This window comes from Leptospira vanthielii serovar Holland str. Waz Holland = ATCC 700522, from assembly GCF_000332455.1.
Classification (GTDB): Bacteria; Spirochaetota; Leptospiria; order Leptospirales; family Leptospiraceae; genus Leptospira_A; species Leptospira_A vanthielii.
This window is the reverse complement of the sequence record NZ_AOGY02000056.1, coordinates 41,706-61,767: the sequence shown is the minus strand read 5'-3', so window position 1 is coordinate 61,767 and position 20,062 is coordinate 41,706. Positions and strand designations below refer to the sequence as shown.

21 protein-coding genes are annotated in these 20,062 nt (G+C 40.6%); 3 read left to right on the top strand and 18 right to left on the bottom strand.

Translation table 11 applies throughout. From position 1 onward, the window contains the following. Positions 1-59: 59 nt before the first annotated feature. Positions 60-983 carry a porin OmpL1 gene (locus tag LEP1GSC199_RS13120; RefSeq protein ID WP_002984286.1) on the bottom strand — a complete coding sequence of 308 codons (924 nt, stop codon included), beginning with the start codon at positions 981-983 and terminating at the stop codon, positions 60-62. A gap of 224 nt (positions 984-1,207) precedes the next feature. Here LEP1GSC199_RS13120 and LEP1GSC199_RS13115 point away from each other — a divergent pair, with 224 nt between their 5' ends. From LEP1GSC199_RS13115 to LEP1GSC199_RS13105, 3 genes are read left to right on the top strand one after another with little or no spacing between them, the layout of a single operon-like run. After that, the gene (locus LEP1GSC199_RS13115) at positions 1,208-1,729 is read left to right on the top strand and encodes a hypothetical protein (RefSeq protein WP_039926829.1); all 522 of its coding nucleotides are present in this window, start codon (positions 1,208-1,210) and stop codon (positions 1,727-1,729) included. A gap of 46 nt (positions 1,730-1,775) precedes the next feature. Beyond that, complete coding sequence (gene carA / locus LEP1GSC199_RS13110; protein WP_039926809.1) at positions 1,776-2,861, top strand: glutamine-hydrolyzing carbamoyl-phosphate synthase small subunit; 1,086 nt, start codon at positions 1,776-1,778, stop codon at positions 2,859-2,861. 27 nt (positions 2,862-2,888) lie between these two features. Beyond that, complete coding sequence (locus tag LEP1GSC199_RS13105) at positions 2,889-3,074, top strand: DUF5808 domain-containing protein (protein WP_002984314.1); 186 nt, start codon at positions 2,889-2,891, stop codon at positions 3,072-3,074. Here LEP1GSC199_RS13105 and LEP1GSC199_RS13100 read toward each other — a convergent pair. The 17 genes from LEP1GSC199_RS13100 to LEP1GSC199_RS13020 form a co-directional block, all read right to left on the bottom strand. Then, positions 3,036-4,079, bottom strand: a complete 1,044-nt coding sequence (locus tag LEP1GSC199_RS13100; RefSeq protein WP_002984305.1) for a hypothetical protein — start codon at positions 4,077-4,079, stop codon at positions 3,036-3,038. The two genes, LEP1GSC199_RS13105 and LEP1GSC199_RS13100, sit on opposite strands and share 39 nt — an antisense overlap. A gap of 9 nt (positions 4,080-4,088) precedes the next feature. Then, positions 4,089-5,486, bottom strand: a complete 1,398-nt coding sequence (locus LEP1GSC199_RS13095) for an MBOAT family O-acyltransferase (protein ID WP_002984253.1) — start codon at positions 5,484-5,486, stop codon at positions 4,089-4,091. A 10-nt stretch (positions 5,487-5,496) separates the two neighbouring features. After that, complete coding sequence (locus LEP1GSC199_RS13090; RefSeq protein ID WP_002984346.1) at positions 5,497-7,734, bottom strand: hypothetical protein; 2,238 nt, start codon at positions 7,732-7,734, stop codon at positions 5,497-5,499. Between the two features lies 1 nt (position 7,735). Beyond that, positions 7,736-9,976, bottom strand: a complete 2,241-nt coding sequence (locus LEP1GSC199_RS13085; protein WP_002984177.1) for a hypothetical protein — start codon at positions 9,974-9,976, stop codon at positions 7,736-7,738. 9 nt (positions 9,977-9,985) lie between these two features. Beyond that, complete coding sequence (locus tag LEP1GSC199_RS13080) at positions 9,986-10,282, bottom strand: SLBB domain protein (RefSeq protein WP_002984239.1); 297 nt, start codon at positions 10,280-10,282, stop codon at positions 9,986-9,988. 47 nt (positions 10,283-10,329) lie between these two features. Next, a complete protein-coding gene (atpC, locus tag LEP1GSC199_RS13075) occupies positions 10,330-10,710 on the bottom strand; it encodes an ATP synthase F1 subunit epsilon (RefSeq protein ID WP_002984269.1) in 381 nt (126 codons plus the stop codon). A 5-nt stretch (positions 10,711-10,715) separates the two neighbouring features. Beyond that, the gene (atpD, locus tag LEP1GSC199_RS13070; protein ID WP_002984209.1) at positions 10,716-12,122 is read right to left on the bottom strand and encodes a F0F1 ATP synthase subunit beta; all 1,407 of its coding nucleotides are present in this window, start codon (positions 12,120-12,122) and stop codon (positions 10,716-10,718) included. 22 nt (positions 12,123-12,144) lie between these two features. Then, the gene (atpG, locus tag LEP1GSC199_RS13065) at positions 12,145-13,014 is read right to left on the bottom strand and encodes an ATP synthase F1 subunit gamma (RefSeq protein WP_002984242.1); all 870 of its coding nucleotides are present in this window, start codon (positions 13,012-13,014) and stop codon (positions 12,145-12,147) included. Between the two features lie 11 nt (positions 13,015-13,025). Continuing rightward, positions 13,026-14,540 carry a F0F1 ATP synthase subunit alpha gene (gene atpA, locus LEP1GSC199_RS13060; RefSeq protein ID WP_002984190.1) on the bottom strand — a complete coding sequence of 505 codons (1,515 nt, stop codon included), beginning with the start codon at positions 14,538-14,540 and terminating at the stop codon, positions 13,026-13,028. Next, positions 14,537-15,100 (bottom strand): ATP synthase F1 subunit delta, encoded by a 564-nt coding sequence (atpH, locus tag LEP1GSC199_RS13055; RefSeq protein WP_002984096.1) that lies wholly within the window; start codon positions 15,098-15,100, stop codon positions 14,537-14,539. The genes atpA and atpH overlap by 4 nt, the downstream gene beginning before the upstream one ends. Then, on the bottom strand, positions 15,097-15,621 hold the full coding sequence (locus tag LEP1GSC199_RS13050) for a F0F1 ATP synthase subunit B (protein ID WP_002984258.1): 525 nt from the start codon (positions 15,619-15,621) through the stop codon (positions 15,097-15,099). Before LEP1GSC199_RS13050 ends, atpH begins: the two co-directional genes overlap by 4 nt. A gap of 2 nt (positions 15,622-15,623) precedes the next feature. Further along, positions 15,624-15,908 (bottom strand): ATP synthase F0 subunit C, encoded by a 285-nt coding sequence (gene atpE, locus LEP1GSC199_RS13045; RefSeq protein WP_002975055.1) that lies wholly within the window; start codon positions 15,906-15,908, stop codon positions 15,624-15,626. Positions 15,909-15,956: 48 nt separating this feature from the next. Further along, a complete protein-coding gene (gene atpB, locus LEP1GSC199_RS13040; protein ID WP_415857909.1) occupies positions 15,957-17,036 on the bottom strand; it encodes a F0F1 ATP synthase subunit A in 1,080 nt (359 codons plus the stop codon). Beyond that, positions 17,005-17,514, bottom strand: a complete 510-nt coding sequence (locus tag LEP1GSC199_RS13035) for a hypothetical protein (RefSeq protein ID WP_002984108.1) — start codon at positions 17,512-17,514, stop codon at positions 17,005-17,007. Before LEP1GSC199_RS13035 ends, atpB begins: the two co-directional genes overlap by 32 nt. A gap of 188 nt (positions 17,515-17,702) precedes the next feature. After that, positions 17,703-18,638: a DUF5018 domain-containing protein gene (locus tag LEP1GSC199_RS13030; protein ID WP_002984329.1), complete on the bottom strand. Its 936-nt coding sequence runs from the start codon at positions 18,636-18,638 to the stop codon at positions 17,703-17,705. 252 nt (positions 18,639-18,890) lie between these two features. After that, positions 18,891-19,331, bottom strand: a complete 441-nt coding sequence (locus LEP1GSC199_RS13025) for a MarR family winged helix-turn-helix transcriptional regulator (RefSeq protein ID WP_002984349.1) — start codon at positions 19,329-19,331, stop codon at positions 18,891-18,893. Further along, entirely contained in the window at positions 19,318-19,803 is a 486-nt protein-coding gene (locus LEP1GSC199_RS13020) for a glutathione peroxidase (RefSeq protein WP_002984166.1), read from the bottom strand. Before LEP1GSC199_RS13020 ends, LEP1GSC199_RS13025 begins: the two co-directional genes overlap by 14 nt. Positions 19,804-20,062 lie beyond the last annotated feature (259 nt).

Below are 20,062 nucleotides of genomic sequence, written 5' to 3'. Positions count from 1 at the left end.
ATAAAAAAAGCCGGGGTTGGAAACCAACTCCGGCTTTTGATTTTTCAGTAAAGAACTGATTAAATCTCGATTTTGTAACCTACGCGGTAAGTTTGTCCACCCACTACTACTGGGTAAGCTGCCCAAGGAGCAAGTGCACTAGCACCACCAACAGATGTAACACCAGCAACACCCATTCCTGCAGAAAGGATAGTTTCCAATTCGAAGAAAAGGTGACCTTTATCAGTTACTTTTGTTTGAGCTCCCACGATCCAGTTGAATCCGAATCCGCTAGCACCAAATTTTGCGTTTTCTTTCGCAACACCTGGACTTGGAACATCACCCAAAAGAGCACCGCCACGACCAAGTAGTGGAGATCCGTTGGAACCAAGTCCAGCAGTCATTAACTCTAAACCAGGAGCGTTGATAGTTCCTGATACGTTCCACATACCTTTAAAGTAGTTCACACCACCACCGATGTAAACAGCTGTGTCGTTAGCTGCATTGTACAATTTAACCCCAATGTAAGTGGGAACAGTTACAGCAGTATAATTCCACTCTTGGTCTAACCATTTGTAACCCATGATAGTGGAAGTAGTATCACCACCAGCAATTTTAGTTGTATAGTTAGCATTGATTCGGAAGAAAAGATTATTGAGCCCGAAGATTCCTTCTTTTTCGTAACCGATGTTGATGTTACCACCAGTCATTGCTCCACTGTTTTTTCCACCAACCACTCCACCAGTAGATCTTTTTAAGCTGAGTAATGTGTTTTCAGCATAAATAGCTTTTTGTTGGCCACCAGTCAAAGCACCAGAACTGTTAGTAACAGGAAGGCGAGAATCGAGACCATCTTTTGTGATGGTTCCACCGAGTTGAGCTAGGTCGAATTGCATACCTAGACCGATCATAAAATACGAACGAGGACCGGTTTGTGCGCTTAAGCTACCTGCTAAGCACAAAAGTAAGAACCCCATCATTCCAAAGCGAAGAGATTTAAGCATGTGATGATTACTCCTTAGTGAGTGTTTCCTGAATTTTTTTTCGTACCTGTGGACAAACGAATGCAAGTGAGCAGCCGTTCATACCGACAATTGCAATGAAACTAGTCGTTGTTCTAGGATTTGTCAAATAAAATTGTTAAATCTAAATGAAAATTGTGTTAAATGTGGTATTTCGAATGAGTCTAATGCCGTCTAAACAACTTTTCCTTATTTGCAGATTGTTCTTGCTTTTTGTTCTGTTTTCAAGCGATCGCTTTGCAATAGAACGCAAAGTCATTCGTTTTTCAGGCGAATTGGTGCATTGGGATGCAAAAGGGCCAGAACCACAGTTTCGTTACCTCGATCCTACCAATCTTCGGGAAAAAACCATCTATTGCGACGCCGAGACTATGAGGTTGGTCCTCGGAAACCAATCCTACGAAAAACACCATATCGAAGGAAAAGCCACACAACTGAATCCCAGTTCCGATATTTGGCTTTGTGTAGGAAGGCCTCATATCTTTCAAAAATTCCAGGTTTCTGTAAGTTCTGCGGCTCCTCAGTCCAAAAGAATCCAAGGACAGGTGGTAGAAGCCAACGGGGAAACAGGGCAAATTGTCTACTTAGTCCGAGGAAAACGTTCGTATCTAACCATCGAACCTGCTCTCGCTAAGGATATGGAGGAATCCCTCTCCAAAATGCAAACCGTGGAAATCAACGGGGATTACCGTTATGATAGGATAAAACGCTATTACATAAAAGATTGATGAATTTTTGTTCGTCATTAGGGCCAGGTTCTTTGGAATGGATTTGATGCAGGCTTTTTTGGTTTTAGCAAACGGAACGGTCATGAAGGGCCGATCCTTCGGTGCAAATAAGAATTCGATTGGTGAGGTAGTCTTTAACACCTCTATGGCAGGCTATCAGGAAATTATCACTGACCCCTCCTACAAAGGCCAACTCGTGACCCTCACTTATCCCATGATTGGGAACTATGGAATCAATCCAGACGATATGGAATCCGACCGGATCCAAGCCTCGGGACTGATTGTCAAAGAATACGTAAAACGACCTTCCAACTTTCAATCCAAGGAAACTCTGAGTGAGTTTCTAATTCGTTTCGGAGTACCCGCGATTGAAGGAATCGACACACGCAAACTAACACGAATGATTCGCAATTCAGGTGCTATGTCCTGTGGGATTTTTATCAGTGAAACTTACGAAGATTCCTTCTTAGAGGCAGTCAAAAATGCCCCTTCCATGGAAGGCCAAGACCTGGCTCAAGTGGTCACTTGTGAAAAACCCTACGTGTTTGGAGCCCACTCTCCAAGTAAGTTCAAACTGGCTGTTTACGACTTTGGAATCAAACGCAATATACTCAAACTCCTAGATGCTGCCGGGTTCAATGTCCATGTTTTTCCTGCAAAAACAAAGGCAGAAGACTTAATGAAAGATGGATTTGATGCTTACTTCCTTTCTAATGGCCCTGGGGATCCAGCTCCATTAGATTATGCGATTGCTTCGGCAAAAACCATTATGGATGCAAAAAAACCCCTCTTTGGGATTTGTTTAGGCCATCAAATCATAGGCCTTGCCCTCGGGAAAAAGACGGCCAAACTCAAGTTTGGTCACCGTGGTGGGAACCATCCCGTTCGAAACGAAGAAACTGGTAAAATCGAAATTACATCGCAAAACCATGGTTTCCATGTTCTTGGTGATTCAACCAGTGAGATGCCGGTTACAAGAATCAATCTGTTTGATCATACGGTTGCTGGACTTAAAGTCGCAGGGCTTCCTGTGATGGCAGTCCAATACCACCCAGAAGCATGTCCTGGTCCCCATGACTCGGCCTATCATTTCCAAGAATTTTATACTATGGTAGAATCCTCTAAATCGTAAGATTTGGTAAATTACGGAGGTTATTTCATGCCATACAATGAAGATAAAAATTTCTGGGGAATTCCATACGGAACCGAAATCACAGCAGAAGCATTTGTAAAAGATATTTGGGATCCCAGTACTGAGGAAATCCTCACACCAAAACAATTTTTTGGTCTTGGTTGGGGAATCAACCTACATGCCCTCGGACGACGAGTGGGTGTGATCAAATAATTTCTTTTTCAAAATCTTTGAAAACGCATCTCTTCCTTTTTGGTTGAGGTGTGTCAAATCTCCAAAATACTGATACTCACTCAAAAACACCGATTTAAAATCAAATATTGCCACCTTCTTCTGGTTTGCATCGGATGTGATCCTTTTGAAAAACTCATCTGCCACTAAGTTCGCCTTAGTTTTCAAAATATCTTTTTCCATCTTAGGGGAAAAAGGTACCCGAAGAAAAATTACTTCTACATTTTGCTGATTCCACAGTTGTAGAAAATCTAACCATATAAGAATCGAAAGATCTCTTTTCCCGGCAAGGATTTGCGAACTATGATTTGGAAATTCTTCCAACTCATTTAAAGTGGGATCATCACCTATCGATTTCCAAATCCAAGACCCTTGACTCATTTCCATACTTTCACTTATATATTGAAACTCTTGTTTTCTTCGAGGGATATCCATCTGTGCGATGGGGTCATAAACTAAACGATTTAAATTGGAACTAAGTCCAAAATAAGGGAATAATTCAATGATCCACTTCCAACTTAAATCCGTTAGGTTAGGAAAGTATGCCTTACGTAATAGTGGATGAGCGATTGTGTTTAATGAAAAGTTTCCAAACGAAAAGAACAATTGCCGGTTAGCATCAGTTACCGAATTTTTACTCGTATTCAAAGGAGATAGGTTTACATATACTCTTTTCAGTTTTGGAAACTTCTGGATCACTTCTAATGAATCTGCCAAAATTCCCTCTGGTTGTTGACTGGGCTTCGGAAGATACAAAACCTCATCCACTGTTACACCTTCTATTTCCGCAACTAAGTTGGGAGTAACTCCACTAACAATTTGACTATCACCTAACACCAACACTTTTGCATTAGAGGAAATTTTTCGTTTGTTCGCAAGATACCAATAAGAAGAAGTAGTTTCACAAAATGGAACGATCCACTCCACTGTAAGGTGCATAAAAAGGGAAAGGAATAAAAATGTAGATAAAAGGTATCGTATTTTCATAAGTTAAACTTAAAACTGAAAATAAAAAAAGTCCTGTTTTCCAAAGGGAGAAAATAACGAAAACCAAAGAAACAAAAAGAAAAACATAATGAGAAAGGAAAAAGGTTTAGTAGATATAAAAAAGTTAGGGCGATCTGTATCTTTCCATTCCTGCCACAAATCAAATACCAATAACGGTAAGGTGGTGATAAGGATCATCAACGGGATAGCATAGAGGCCTGGCAAATGAGATAAATTCTCTAAAATCAAATTTGTTTCAGAAGGAGACTTGATACGAAATAAAAGGAGACCCAAAGAAAAACTATAAAAGGTTAAAAAAGTTCCGAGTATCGACTGGAAACGACTCTCATCTTTCACCAAATTATAATGTTTCAAACATCGATATAATACCAAACAAAGTCCTAAATATACCCCCCAAATCACAAATCCGTAACCTGCACCATGCCAAATCCCTGCAAGAAACCAAACAACCATTAAGTTTGCATTCTCACGGAAGAAACCATGGCGATTACCACCTAACTTAATATAAACATAATCTCGTAACCAAGTAGAAAGGGAAATATGCCATTTCGACCAAAACTCCGATGGATTGGAAGCAAAGAAAGGCCGTTTAAAATTATTCATTAATCGAAATCCCATCATTTCAGCAAGTCCCATAGCACAGAGAGAATAACCAAAAAAGTCCGCATAAACTTGAAAAGCAATCACTGGTGCAACGATCCACAAAATTCCAGGTTCTAAAGTTTCAAAGGAGTGGGCATGGATTTCTACATACCGAGAGAAGGGATCGGCAATAGTAGATTTAATAAAAACGCCCCAGATAAAAAGGGAAATTCCATTCCAAATATTTTCTTTCGTTATTATCTGTTCGGATTCGATTTGTGGAATGAGGTTTCCGGGTCTTTCTATCGGGCCGAGTAATAATAAAGGAAAAAACAAATCATAGATGGCAAAAGTAAAAAAGTTTTTACAAGGACGGATCCTTTCATCATATACTTCGATCAAATAACTGATGTTATGGAATGTATAAAATGAAATCCCAATGGGCAATAGAATTTCCGGTTTCCAAACTAACTCGGAAAATCCGAAACCAATCTTAATATCGGACAACAGCTCCCAAACAAAGACAAAATATTTAAACACTCCAAGATAGAGTATATTGGAAGTGATTCCGAAGATAAAGAGGCCTTTTTTTTTATTCCCAGAAAGGTGCGAAAAACACCTCGCCAAACTATAATTAAATATGACAGAAAAGATTAATAAAATTGTGGCGTTGAAATTCCATTGGGAATAAAAATAAATACCGAACGATAAAAGCAGATACTTCCGAATGCGGTCCGATACATGGTAATAAACTAAATAGAAAAACAGGAAATGAGAAAGAAAGGAAATAGAGTTAAATAACACCAGTCGTTACTTAGGCTTCTTCAACCATTTCCAAAAATTGGTTTTTGTCCTTGGTATCATGAGGATAAGATAAATTTAGAACTCTATAGGTTGCTCGAAAAGATCCAATGATGGCATCTTCTTTTTTCGCAAATGATGATTTGATTTTCTTAATCACAACATCAGTTTCTTCTTTATCCTTTCCATGAAGGACCATAACAAACTTTCCTTGTCCAACTCTTGTAAAAAAATCCAATTCTCCAATATGATCCATCATAGTTTTACGAAGAGCGTCCGCATAACGAGCGAAGGTTCCAGCTCCGACCAAATGCACCATTCGGGAAACATTTTGAATTTTGAACAAAGAAACTGTGAAGTTAGTGTTCATCTGAGATGCTTTTTCAATTTCTGTTAAGATTCTAGTTTCTAATGGATTGAATGGATTTCTGAATAATGCTTCTTTCTCTTGCAAAATAAGAAGATTGGCAAATACAGGTGCCGAGGTTTCAAGAAGAGTTACAGCCACATCACGAGTAGTATCCGTCCATGCAGAACCGGTGGAATGGACAATTACCATACCCACAAGCCAATTCAAATTGATGATCGGTAGAATTGTAAACTCACTCATAATTCCCAATTCATCATTCGTAAAAATAGATTTTAGCTCTGCATCCTCTCTGAAGTTTTCTAACTTATAAACTCCAGCTACGTTAGAAACCATCCCAACAATGTCAGAATCTTTACTGAGCCTAAAGTCTTTGGCCCGTTCTGGTAATATAAAATTAGAACCAAACACAATGTAATCAGATCGAGTTTCTGAATCTAACACTAAAAAGGAAAATTGTTTCACACCTAGTTTACTTTTAATGTTATCTATCAAAAGATCGTATGCTTCATCCATTTTGCGAACACGAGCAAATTCACGAGCAAATCGCAAAACAGATTCATTGATTTCTATAACATCTTTTGCCTGGAGCAAGTTGTCATTCATCAATTCGAATTCAGATACTCTCTCAAAAACAGAACCAGCAATATCACCAACTATTTTTGCAAATTCCAAATCATCGGTGATGTATTCTTCCCCATTAATTAGTTTTCCAAGGGACAAGACCCCAAAACATTTTTCGCCGTGGCGAATGGGAACAAGAATTTCGGAACCCATTTCATTTAATAATCTGAGTTCTCGATCAGGTAATCGCGAGGACTTAAACTCGCCGGCATAAATGACCGTTTCTGAATCAGAAATGCGGGAATAAATTTCATCACTCGGAGAAAGATACCAGGAATCTTTGGATTGAATTCCTTGTGCCGCCACTGCTTCCCATTTTGGATTCTTTGGATTAGTAGAAGTAAGGACCACTACAGAGTGACATCCCACTTGTCCAATTAAACTATAAACTAAGTTATCGAAATAATCTGAAAATTCTTTGGAAGAAGCGATTTCTTTTGTAATCTCAAAAATGGCTTGGTAGTTCTCAATTCGTTTTTTAGAAGCCAGATGGTAGGACATGGGAGCTGTGCCAAAATCCGATTCATCATCAAAGAGTACATCTTCACCTATAGGTGCGGGATCCTCTTTTGTAGGTCTAAGTGGTTGTTTTGCCGCTTCTTTTTTAGCATCATTCTCCCACTCGTCAAATATATTGACTTCAGGTAAAGGGGCGTCGGGTTCCGATGTATCCTCATGATAATCACGATCTATTAGATCATCACCAAAGTCTGGTTCGCTGGTAGGAGCAGGTTTAGATTCAGCAACTGGTTCTGGATTAGATTCTTGTGGTTTTGTCTCTTCTCCAATTAAATCGGAAGATGGCTCTTCATCAAAAGAGGGCAAATCAAAATCCAAATCGGGTTCTGGCAGAGGTTCTGGTTCCGAATTTTCATCCGAGATGGGCTGATAGTCACTCGGGCCATCATCCAAATCATTCTCTAATTGTGGAAGTGGATCTTCATCCCAGGTTTCATCAGCTAATGCGCCAAAGTCGGCGTCTGTAAGTTCAGGTATATCACTTAAATCAAACTCTTCTTCCCCGTCGGGACTTGGGAGATCTCCAATTTCTGTGGCAAGGGTATCAGAAAAACTATCGTCTAACCATTCCGAGTCGGAGTCGGCTATAGGCACAGAGTCTTTTTTTACAGGTTCATTCCCTTCACGAAACAACTCTGCCTTTTTTAATAAAGACGGTTTTTCCTGAATATTTGAAGAAGATTTTGAAGTTGGGGAACCCGAAGTTTTTTTAATCTCTTCGGCTCTATCGAGGAGTCCCACTTTATAACTCCAATTCTTTCATCATTTTTTTGTATAATTCGAAATATTGAGATTTTGAAAACTCCTGAATCACATCATCAGGAAGGTTTCCGAGGAGGTTATCTAAATAACCCAAAACTTTTTTGCGTTCGCCGACTGATAGATTTTCTTCACCAACATCCGCAGACACTTCGGTTGACGATTGTTTTGAATCTGGAGCAGATATATCTGATTTACGAAGTTCTTCCAATGGAGAGAGTTTTCCTTCCATTGCGTATTCATCCAAATCGACTTCAAATTCTTCTGAGTCATCAGATGCTAAGGTCGGGACTCTTGTATCTTTAGGTTCATTTACTGTTAAATCAAAACTATCATCAACTGTGGAGTCGGAAGTCAAATCTCCGAAATCCATCTCATCTTCATGTTCTACTAAGTTTTGTTCATCGATAGAATTTAAATCAAAATCGGATGGTTCTTCATCACCGATTTGTTCCGATAAAGAAAACTCTTCTTCAATAGGAAGATCAGCAATATCTTCTAAACCTTCACCCGGAAGTTCCTCACCTAAAATTTCATCAAGGCTTTCAGGAGAAAGAGTAACATCTTCTTGTTCCATCTCCTCTTCTTCAGAAGCAGTGATGTTTTCTAGCTCTTCCATTGACAAGGCAATGGATTCACCTTCTTCCTCTTCCGCTAGTACGTCCGATTTAGGAGTCAGTTCCTCTTCGTAAGGGAGTGGAGCACGATCAAAACTATCCACCAATTCTTCTTCGGAGCTTTCTTCCGCATCTGAGGCTATGGATTCTAATTCTTCCATGGAAAGGGCAATAGGACCTTCGTCTTCTTCTTCCGAAGATTCAAAGCCTTCCAATTGACCTTCGAGGCCTTCTTCAGAACTTTCCGATTCTTCCAAATCCGATTCAGGTTCCCCCAAATCAAAACCAAAGTCATCACCGAGATCTGTTTCTAGTTCGTGAGTTTCTTCCATATCGGAATCGTCAGATTCTTCAATTGGATCGCCTGCAATGATATTACCAAGTTCGTCAGGGCTTAAGGTAATGGATTCGTCTTCCAATTCCTCATTTAAGATATCAGCAGTTGGTTCTTCAAAGTCTTCTTCGATTGCTCCACCAGAGATATTTTCCAATTCTTCTAAAGATAGAGTGAGAGGACCTTCATCCTCTTCTTCATTCGAAGGTTCTTCTTCTGGCAGCTCTAGATCACCACCTAACAAATCAAAAGAACTATCTTCATCATCAGAAAAATTAGGAAGGTCAGATTCATCATCAGAAGTTAAAAATTCTTCTTCAGAACCAAGTGTTTCTTCTAAACTGGCTTCGCCACCAGCACCGAGAATACTCCCAAGTTCTTCATCAGAAAGTGTTAGGTTTTCGTCTTCTTTGGTTTTGCCAAAAAGTTCTTCTTCTTCAGGATCCACTAGAGGTTTAAAACTAGTGTCTTCTTCCGCTGTCCCAGGTCCTAAATCATCTTTAGGTATAAAAGAATCTTCTGCATCATGATCTGTTAAATCAAATTGAGGTTTTCCTTCTTCATCGAAGGAAAGGTTTGTATCAATTTCGGAATCATCCAAATCTAAATCAAGATCGGAATCCTCATCGATAAGAGCATGTTCCTCTTCGTCAAAGTGAGAACGTTCTGATTCTCCTGAATGGTCTTCTTCTTCTAAATCACCCGTTATGTTTTCGAGTTCTTCCAAAGAAAGAGAGATAGGACCTTCCTCTTCTTCTTCCGAATCTTGTTTTGATTTTTTAGAAGTTAAGATTCCATCTTCACCGTTGAGTATCGATTCGATTTCTTTATCAAGATCTATCAAATCATCATCGAATTCGAGTTCAAGATCATCTTCATCAGTATCGTTAGCGTTGTTATAAGATTGTTTGGTTTTCTTAGGAGTTTTGTTTTGTTCTTTTTCTGATTCTTCTTCGTAATCAGAAAAATCTGCATGAATGTCTTCATCATGTAAAATGGGGTCTTCTTCCCCAAGTAAGTTAAGGTCAGAATCTAAATCTATATCTAATAAATCATCATAGGTATCGGAGGAGGCAACCATATCCGAAATGGAATCATCTTCATCATCAAAAGCAGAGATATCTTCTAGGTTTGGGGCTTCAATCCCTGGCGATACATCCATATCATCATCGCCCATATCAAAATCATCCAAATCCAGGGAAAACGAGTCTTCATCGAGTACAGGTTCGATGTTTTCTAGATCTTCGTTTTTATTCTTTTCTTGATCCGCCATTCGCCTCGATTACCGTTTTCCCAAATTTAGTACCTGGCCATCCTCTAACGGCTGTTCCAAGATACTGTCCTCCGTTTTGATTTGCGCTCCAGGTAAATATCCACCCGCCATTTCAATCAAATCTTTTCCATTTGAACCCGCATCCAATGAATAAAATCCGGGATTCAATACTGGCCCCTCAATTTTAACACGAATCGGTTCTTCAGAATAGATTCTTTTTCGCAAATCAGGGTTTTCCTTTAAGTAATAGAATCCGGCAAATAGTATCGATACCAATACAAAACGTCGAATCCAATTTACAGCCAAAGGAAATCCCCCTCTGGTATATTTTCGGCAAGAAGGGGGGAAAAAAATTAACGTTCGTGCAGTAAAATGCGAACTTTTGCTTTCTTTAGGAGAATTTCTTTGTCTTTGGAGACCGGAAGCGCTTCTGCTTCCTCAAGGAGTTCCACTGCGTGGTCATGAGACAAATCATCCTCAGAATCCCCACCTTCGGTAAGGACGCGGATTTGGTCATTTCTCACTTCGCAGAATCCCCCATCGATCGCAATTCGGAACTCTTTTCCAGAAGTATGCAATTTGATGAGCCCAAAGTCCAACTGGGACACAAGCGTGGCGTGTCCCGGTAAAATTCCAAAATAACCCACAGAACCAGGCAGAATCACAGACTCTGCCTTACCTTGGTAAAGGATTTTGTCAGGAGAGATGACTGTTAAAGTCAGTTCTTTACTCATCCTGATTAACCTTTGAGTTGTTTTGCCGCTTCGATTACTTCGTCAATCGATCCGACCATGTAGAACGCTTGCTCAGGAAGTGTGTCATATTTTCCTTCAATGATTCCTTTGAAGGAACGGATGGTGTCTTCCAATTTCACATACTTCCCAGGTCGACCAGTAAACTGCTCTGCTACGTGGAACGGTTGAGAGAGGAACTTCTCTAAACGACGAGCACGAGACACAAGGATTTTGTCGTCTTCAGAAAGTTCGTCCATACCAAGAATCGCAATGATATCTTGAAGGTCTTTGTATCTTTGAAGGATTCTTTGTACTTCACGCGCAGTGTTGTAATGTTCGTCTCCCACGATTTGTGGGTTCATGATGCGTGATGTAGAATCTAGTGGGTCTACCGCAGGATAAATTCCTTTTTCTGAGATCGCACGAGATAGAGTTGTTGTTGCATCTAAGTGAGCAAACGCAGTCGCCGGTGCCGGGTCAGTTAAGTCATCGGCAGGAACGTAGATCGCTTGCACCGAAGTGATGGATCCGCGAACGGTTGACGTAATCCTTTCTTGTAATCCACCCATTTCTGTTGATAGAGTTGGTTGGTAACCCACCGCAGAAGGCATACGACCGAGAAGGGCCGATACTTCAGATCCCGCTTGTGAAAAACGGAAGATGTTATCTACGAAAAGTAAGATATCAGAACCAGACTCATCACGGAAGTTTTCTGCCATAGTGAGTGCTGAAAGTGCAATACGAAGACGAGCACCAGGAGGTTCGTTCATCTGGCCAAAACAAAGAACTGTTTTGTCGATAACTCCCGATTCCTTCATTTCATTCCAAAGGTCATTTCCTTCACGAGTTCTTTCACCTACACCTGCGAACACAGAGTAACCACCATGTTGTTTTGCGATGTTGTTGATAAGCTCTTGGATAAGAACGGTTTTCCCTACTCCGGCACCACCGAAGAGACCTGTTTTTCCCCCTTTGATATAAGGAGCGAGTAAGTCGATGACCTTGATCCCTGTTTCAAAGATCTCAGTTTTAGGTTTAATTTCATCATAAGAAGGTGCGTTTCTATGGATTGGCATTCTTTTTACGTCTTTTGGTAGATCACCTAACTCATCGATCACTTCACCGAGCACATTAAAAATACGTCCAAGGGTTTTAATTCCTACTGGAACAGAGATTGGTATTCCTGTATCAATTACTTCGAGTCCTCTTTTTAATCCGTCTGTGGATTGAAGGGAGATGGCACGAACTGTGTTGTCTCCGATGTGCTGTTGCACTTCGGCAGTAATCGTAACATCTTTGCCGTTTACTTTAGATTGAATCTCTACGGCATTGTAGATTTCAGGCATATTCCCGGAATCAAAACTGATGTCCAATACCGAACCGATGATTTGTTTAATTTTACCTTTATTCATATATACTCCGAAAGACCTTTTGTTAGGAGATGGCTTCCGCTCCCCCTACGATTTCTGAAATTTCCTGCGTAATTTTTGCCTGACGAACTCGGTTGTAACCGCGAGTAAGAAGTTTGATCATCTCACCGGCTGCATCTGTTGCCGCCTTCATAGCCACTCTACGTGCAATGTGTTCGGATGCTACCGACTCCAAAATGATCTTAACAAAAGTAGTTTTGATCACCATAGGAAGAAGGTTTTCCAAAATTGTTTTTGGATCTGGCTCATACAATACTTCTGGCCCCGTAGAACCTTTTGATCCCGTTTCTTCCATTTTTAGAGGAAGAACAGTGGTAATCTCAGGTTTTTGATTGGCGGCAGAATAATAGTGAGTGGAGATAATTTCGACAGAATCCACTGACTCATTTGCAAAACGTTCCATAAAATAAGAAGCAAGTTCATTCGCTTCTTTACTTCCCGCTTTATCATCGATATTGGTATGTGTTGTTACCAATTCGATCTTCGCAAATTTGAAGAAGGCAATAGCTTTTTTTCCAGCAGCATGAACTTCTACTTCCACACCTTTGGACTTCAACTCTTCGATGCGGTTTTTCACCATACGAAGAAGATTGGAGTTAAAACCACCACATAACCCACGGTTAGCGGCAATTGCAAGGATAGCAACTTTTCGGATTTTGTCCGGCTTCCTTAAGTAAGGGCTGTGGATGATAGAAGCCAGGCTAGACAAAGAAGAAACCAACTGGCGAGTTAAGTCGGCGTATGGTTTCGCCGCATTGACTTTGTTAGTCGCTTTTTTTGCCTTTGCCGTGGAGACCATCTCCATGGTTCGAGTGATTTTTCTCGTGTTTTTAACCGAGGTAATCCTCTTTTTTATCTCACGCGGTGTCGCCAAGATCTTTCCCCTTAATTATTCTTTGTCAGAAAATGTTCAACAATCGATTTGATTGTTTTTTGCAGAGCTGCTTCTTGTTTTACTTCTTTCGCAGTTCTGATTTCTTCTAAAATTTCTGGGTGTTGTTCTCTCATTGTTCTTAAGAGAAAAGTTTCGAATTCACGAACCTTTGCCGTAGGAATCGTATCCATAAAACCTTTGGAAACCGCAAAAATAGAGATTACTTGTTCTTCTACTGGAGTTGGCGAGTTATTCGGTTGTTTTAGAATTTCAAGAACTCGGTAACCACGATCCAACTGCGCTTGTGTTACTGGATCAAGTTCTGTTCCTAACTGTGCAAACGCTTCCAAATCGCGAAACTGTGCCAAATCAGACTTGAGAGTTCCTGCAACTTTTTTCATTGCTTTGATTTGCGCTGCCGATCCTACCCGAGATACAGAAATTCCCACGTCCACCGCTGGGCGAAGGCCGGATGCAAAAAGGTTGGACTGAAGGTAAATCTGTCCATCTGTGATGGAGATTACGTTAGTAGGAATGTATGCAGATACTTCCCCCTCTTGTGTTTCGATGATGGGAAGTGCTGTCATTGACCCACCACCAAATTTATCATCGAGTTTCGCTGCTCTTTCGAGAAGGCGAGAGTGAAGGTAAAATACATCCCCAGGATATGCTTCACGACCTGGTGGGCGGCGAAGTAAAAGGCACATTTGGCGGTATGCGACTGCTTGTTTCGAAAGGTCATCATACACAACGAGTGTTGCTTTTCCTTCTTCATACATAAAGTATTCAGCCATAGTGGCACCAGAGTATGGTGCAATGAATAACATGGGAGCAGGTTCAGATGCGTTTGCTGATACAATGATGGTATACTCAAGAGCACCTTTTTCACGTAACATTTCGATGGTGGAAGCAACAGTAGATGCTTTTTGTCCAATCGCTACATAAACGCAGATCACACCTTTCCCTTTTTGATTGATAATGGTATCGATCGCGATGGAAGTTTTTCCTGTTCCGCGGTCTCCAATGATAAGTTCTCTTTGACCACGACCAATTGGGATCATTGCATCGATTGCTTTGATACCTGTTTGCATTGGTTCATGAACGGACTTTCTCATCGCAATTCCTGGAGCTGGTGACTCAACAGGTCTTGTTTTTTTTGCGTTTAAGGGGCCTTTTCCGTCGATCACTTCCCCAAGAGGGTTTAGCACTCGACCAAGGAGCTCCGGTCCTACCGGAACTTCGAAGATTCTTCCCACACGTTTAACGGAAAAACCTTCTTCAATTTTAATATAATCACCGAAGATGACTACCCCTACGGAGTTTTCTTCTAAGTTGAAGGCTTGTCCTCGAACTCCGTTTTGGAATTCAACAAGCTCTCCTGACATTACGTTAGTGAGTCCGTAAACTCTCGCAATCCCGTCCCCTACTTCGAGAACTGTTCCGACTTCTTCAACTTGAAGGTCTTTTTTGAAGTTTTTAATTTCTTGTTTTAGTACCGACGTTACTTCGTCTGTTTTAATTTTCATTCAAATGCTCCGACTGGGATTTTCTTTTGGAGGAGAGCCTCGCGGGTTCCTGCAAGTTTTGCACGGATCGAGGCGTCGATTAAAAAGTCGTCTATATAGATTTTGAATCCACCGATAAGGTTAAGATCCGTATGTTCTGTGACACGAACTTCGCGTCCGAACTTGGAAGAGACAGACTTGGTGATTCGATCTACAGCTTCTTTGCTAAGAGTATCTTTGGAAATAATGCGAAGAGAACTGCGATTTTTAAGTCGGTCCACCCCTGTTCTATAATCTTCCAAAATATCCTTGAGGTATAGAAATCGATTCTTACGAACCACAAGTGTAATGAAGTTGGCAACGATTTCCGATGCCTTCCCTTGAACTGACTTTTCAGCAGTTCGTACTTTCTCGGAAGGATCAACTAACGGAGAAAGGAAATAATGGCGGATTGATTCATCGGAAAAGAAAATATCAACAAGCGTTGAAAGTTCCTCTTCCGTTGACTCAAGTGAGTTAGTTTCTTGAGCTAACTCCAAAAGTGCCGTTGCGTAAACCTTTGAAATTTGGTTCAGACTCATTTGATTTTAAGTTTATCGAGTTTTGCGATCTCTTTTTCGACAAAGGAAGCATAGTCTTCCTTCTTTAATTGTTTCTCCAAGATCTCACTCGCGATGAGAACGGACATTTCCACAATTTGGTTTTGCATTTCAGATAAGGCTCTGCCTTTCGCTAGTTCGATTTCTCGAATTGCGCTGTCTTTAATGCCTTTTACTTCGTTGTGTGCTTCATCCGTCAACTTTGTGCGGAGAGCAACTGCATCCTTTTTAGCTTCATCTACAATTTTATGCGCTTCTTCCGTTGCTTTGAAGAGTTGGTCTTTGTATTCTTTTAAAGACTTTTCTGCTTCTACACGAAGGGTTTCTGCTTTGTTGATATCGCCTTGGATGCCGGAAGCACGTTCTTCGAGAGCATGAAGGATCTTGTCCCATGCAAATTTTTTAAGAACGAAGACAACAACTGAGAAAGTGACCAGGGTCCAGATGACCAGACCCGGATTGACTTTCAGCAAATTGAAGCCGGAAGCCGCGAGGAGTACCAAGACTATTGTCCTTGTTCTACTTTAGTGGCACCAGCACCAATTGTTTTATCAATTGAGCCATTGAGTTTGAGCGCGATAAGAAGAGCGATTACCACTGCGAAAAGTGCTGCCCCTTCAATCATACCTGCTGCTACGTAAAGAACGAGTTGGATCTTTCCCGCTGCTTCTGGTTGGCGGCTAATGCTTTCTGCCACTGATCCACCAATTCTACCAATACCGATTCCTGCACCAAGTAATGCAAGTCCTGCTGCGAGTCCTACTGCGATGTATCCTAAACCGAATTCCATTGTTTTCGTTTCACTCCTGTGTGTTTTATAATATAAATAAAACCAATGTTAATGTCTATGCATCACAGTTCCGATGAACACGGACGTGAGCAGTGAGAAAATGAACGCTTGTAAAAAGGCTACAAGTAGTTCTAAAAAGTAAATTAGCACCGAACTGAGTACAGACACTGGTGCAATAAACCAACTTTCGCTCATAAATATAAAACCAAGTAACGCAAGGATCATAACGTGTCCCGCAGTCATGTTGGCAAGTAACCTCATGGTTAACGCAAAAGAACGCGCAACATGAGTGACTACAAACTCGAGTACCCACATGAGTGGCCAGAGTGGAAGTGGAACTCCCTTAGGAACTGCATGTGCCACGAAGGAAATACCTTGGTAAGAAAATGCTGTTCCATAAATAGTAAGTAATGTAATGGATGCGAGTGAAAGAGTGACACTGATGTCCCCTGTTGGTGTGATCCCTGACCAAATTTCTCCAAAGGTATGAAGTGAGTGAGGAGTGTGTTCATACAAACCAACAGCAACAAGTGCATCGGATGCAGCAACCGAGAGTTCCCCCACTGATGGGATGAGACCAAAAAGGTTACAGAAAAGAATAAAGAAAAACAAAGAGAAGATGTAGTGATAATAAGAATGTCCGTGATGATCAAGAGATGCATCCACAACATTTTCTTTTAGATAAGAAATGAAGGCCTCTACACCAGAAGTGAATTTGTTATGAACTTTCTTTGGATTCCGAGAAATCAAATTGGCTGCAGGGATAAAGATGATGAACATAAAGAAACAAGCAATCCACATCATGGTCACTCGTTTGGTAATGTGGAGGTCAAGTCCACCTACGTAGTGATACTTCACTCCGTCATGGTTTACGAAAACATCGTGGTTTTCTGCGTCGAATCCAGGTTGCCCTTCTGTCACGATGGTGCCACCAAAGTTCAGTGGGAAAATGGGAGCATCACCTAAGTCGTGCGCCATGACTTCACTGAAATCGAAGCCCTCTTCAGAGCCGTGCCCTTCCGAATCGTTCGCAAAAACATTCGTAAAACTAAGGGAAAAAACTAATAAAAATGATAAAAAAAACCGATATTTAGACTTATTTTCCACTGAAATAGCTCGCAAATACAAGGAAAAGAAGGTGGACGAAATAGGCAATTAAAAATCCAGAAGTTGCCTCAAAAGGGTACTCTAGGACCTGCAAAGCAGTCAAAATGCCAAGATTTAGAAAAAAGGAGAGGAATACTGTGAAAAAGGGGAAGCCAGACTCTGACAAAGCAGGGATTTTTCTCGGAAGGAAGCGTAGTTGTAAGATCGCCATTTGGATGGCAAAGGACATAGCTCCACCGATATAGAAGATCACACGATATCCATCTTCCACCAAACCGGCAGTTAGTGGAAGACTTAGAATGAATATAACGGTTAAATATGTAAAGTAATGCAAATGGAATCGTTTTAGATTGATGGTATTTAGATCCATTGGTTGCAGTTTACTGGAAGGGGAAATGCGGGCAAGTAGGATTGCGTTGCGGAGAGGGATAGGATGGTATAGTTCCCCGCCCTTATCGAACTGGGTGGGGTAATCCACCCGCCACCCAATGGCTTCCATATATCACACGTTTGCTGGTATGTGAAGACGAATTTGTGATGCGCAAATTTTTTATCTTAGAAAGTTCATTTTTTTGCTAGAAGTCGGACGAGAAGGATTATGCTCTCACTTTCTAAATAGGCGAAAGCGCATACTTCGTGTTGAGATAAAAATATAATTTCTGAACATCCGCTTCAGAAAGGTCCGTATTAAAATACAAAACCTCGGCTAAATCTGCGCCTAAATTTCCATTCCCTAAATAAAGAGAATTGGGTATTGAGCCCACCCGAATAATCGTACGATACGGGAACTTGACCTTTCAAACTACCATTCCAATACTCTCGAGCCGTTGTCATTAAGACTTGGACTGAGCCCACAGCAAGAAATTCTGCTTTGGAGATAGGTAAAGCTGATATAATGGCACAGCTTGCGCCATTTCTACATACAAGGTATTGCGAAATAGGATGATTGATGGAAATCTCTCTTCCTTGACCACCATGTAAGTTTAATAAAGTGATTCCACCGGTAATCGTATCAATTAATCTCATCACAAAAAAAACACTTCCACTATTTGTTAAATACAACCCAACCGCCCCAGATGATAAATCCATACGCGATGTTATTGAACTTCGGAATTCGGCTGCTGGATAGCCATTGACTTGATTCATTAGAAACACTGGCCTTTGGATCGCATTTGCTTGAGAAATATGATTCCCATAACCACTAACATCCGACCAAGTCGCAATTCCATCCCCATTATTGAGTGTTAGTTGGTCTGCTTTAAACCAAAGGCGAAGAGAACCTGCTCCCAAAACCCTTGGTGCAACCATTTGTACGATATATTCATTGGTACTACCATCAACACCTGTTACAATGTATTTTAAAGGAGCTGCATAAGAATTTGAAGTTACGCCGCTGATTTGTTCTGTCCCATCGACCGTTACCGAACTTCCATTTGTCTTAAAGTTAGCAACATAGGAAGCAATTGAAGTGATGGTTTCCGAAGTGATCACAATTTGGTTACCACGAATCATTCCTGTTACGCCAAGACTGGGAATGGAGTATTCTAAAATCTCTTTCGGTATTGAAGGTAAATAGACCTTACCACAAGTCTGACTATAGTCGGATGTGACCAACTTTGCCAATAAGGTGTTTCGGAAGCTGGATTCGTTAGGATCACATGGATTATCGGAGAGCGGGTTTTTTACAGGAGGTAATAAAGAAGATTATACAAAAACAAAATGGCAAGGAAGATTTAAATATGCACATAAACTACGCCACTCCTCTAAAGACCAAGGGACAAACTAACATTAAATAATGTTAAATGATTCTAATATCGAAGTTTTACTGTCAAGAATAAAGGGCATTAACTAAACGTCTGAAATAAAATTTACTGTTTAGGTGGACGCGAAATGATCCAAGATTTCTTTTAATTGAATCGCTTGTTTTTCCTCAATTCCCGACAAACAAAAAATTTGTTCCGGTATAGATTTTGCTTTTTCACGCAACTGCTTTCCATTTTTTGTGAGTGACACAATCACAACACGTTCATCGTCGGGGTTTCTTTTTCGTTGGATAAGCCCACCTTGTTCCAACCGTTTGAGTAATGGCGTCAACGTACCAGAATCCAACTGCAATCGGTCCCCAAGCCCACTGACTGTGCTTTCCTCCTCTTCCCAAAGAACCAACATAACAATGTATTGTGGGTAGGTAAGGCCGACCGCCGCAAGCAGCGGACGGTAGATTTTCATCAATCGGTGCATCGAAGAATACAAAGAAAAACAAATTTGGTTCTTCAAAAGAAGAACCTCATCTGTTGGATTCTTAACCTTTGACAAGTTTTTCGATATCCTTTTCAATATCTTCTGGTTTTGTGATGGGAGCGTATCGTTTAACAACGTTTCCATTTTTATCAATTAAGAATTTTGTAAAATTCCATTTGATATCCAAAGAACCAAAAATTCCTGGTGCTTGTTTTTTTAAATGCAAGTAGAGTGGATCTGTGTTTGGCCCATTCACTTCTAGTTTAGAAAAGATTGGAAAAGTTGTAGAAAATGTTCTCTCACAAAACAATTTGATTTCTGCATCCGTTCCTGGTTCTTGTTGTCCGAACTGATTACACGGAAATGCCAGTACTTCTAAACCTTTTCCTTTCCAACGATCATAAGTCTCTTGAAGGCCTTTGTATTGAGGAGTGAAGCCGCACTCACTAGCCGTATTCACAATCAAAAGCACTTTATCTTTAAACTGCTCCAAGGGAACTTCCTCGGAACCTCGTTTTACCTTGATATTATAAAATTCATCTGACATGTTTGATCTCCCTAACTATCCATTAGATTGTGCACAATTTAATTTTGTTCAATTTTTTTATTGAAATTTTGAGAATTCTTGGGTTTTGTCTCGGGCGGGATGTGAATCTATATATCCCCGCCCTGATTTGGGTGGGGAACTGAACCCGCCTCCCAATACCTTCGCCTTACCACACCAAGCAAAACTGACTACAACCTTCCCAACTCCCCCAGTTTTTTTACAAAAAAGTTCATAGTTTTGAAGAATTTACTCGCTTTCG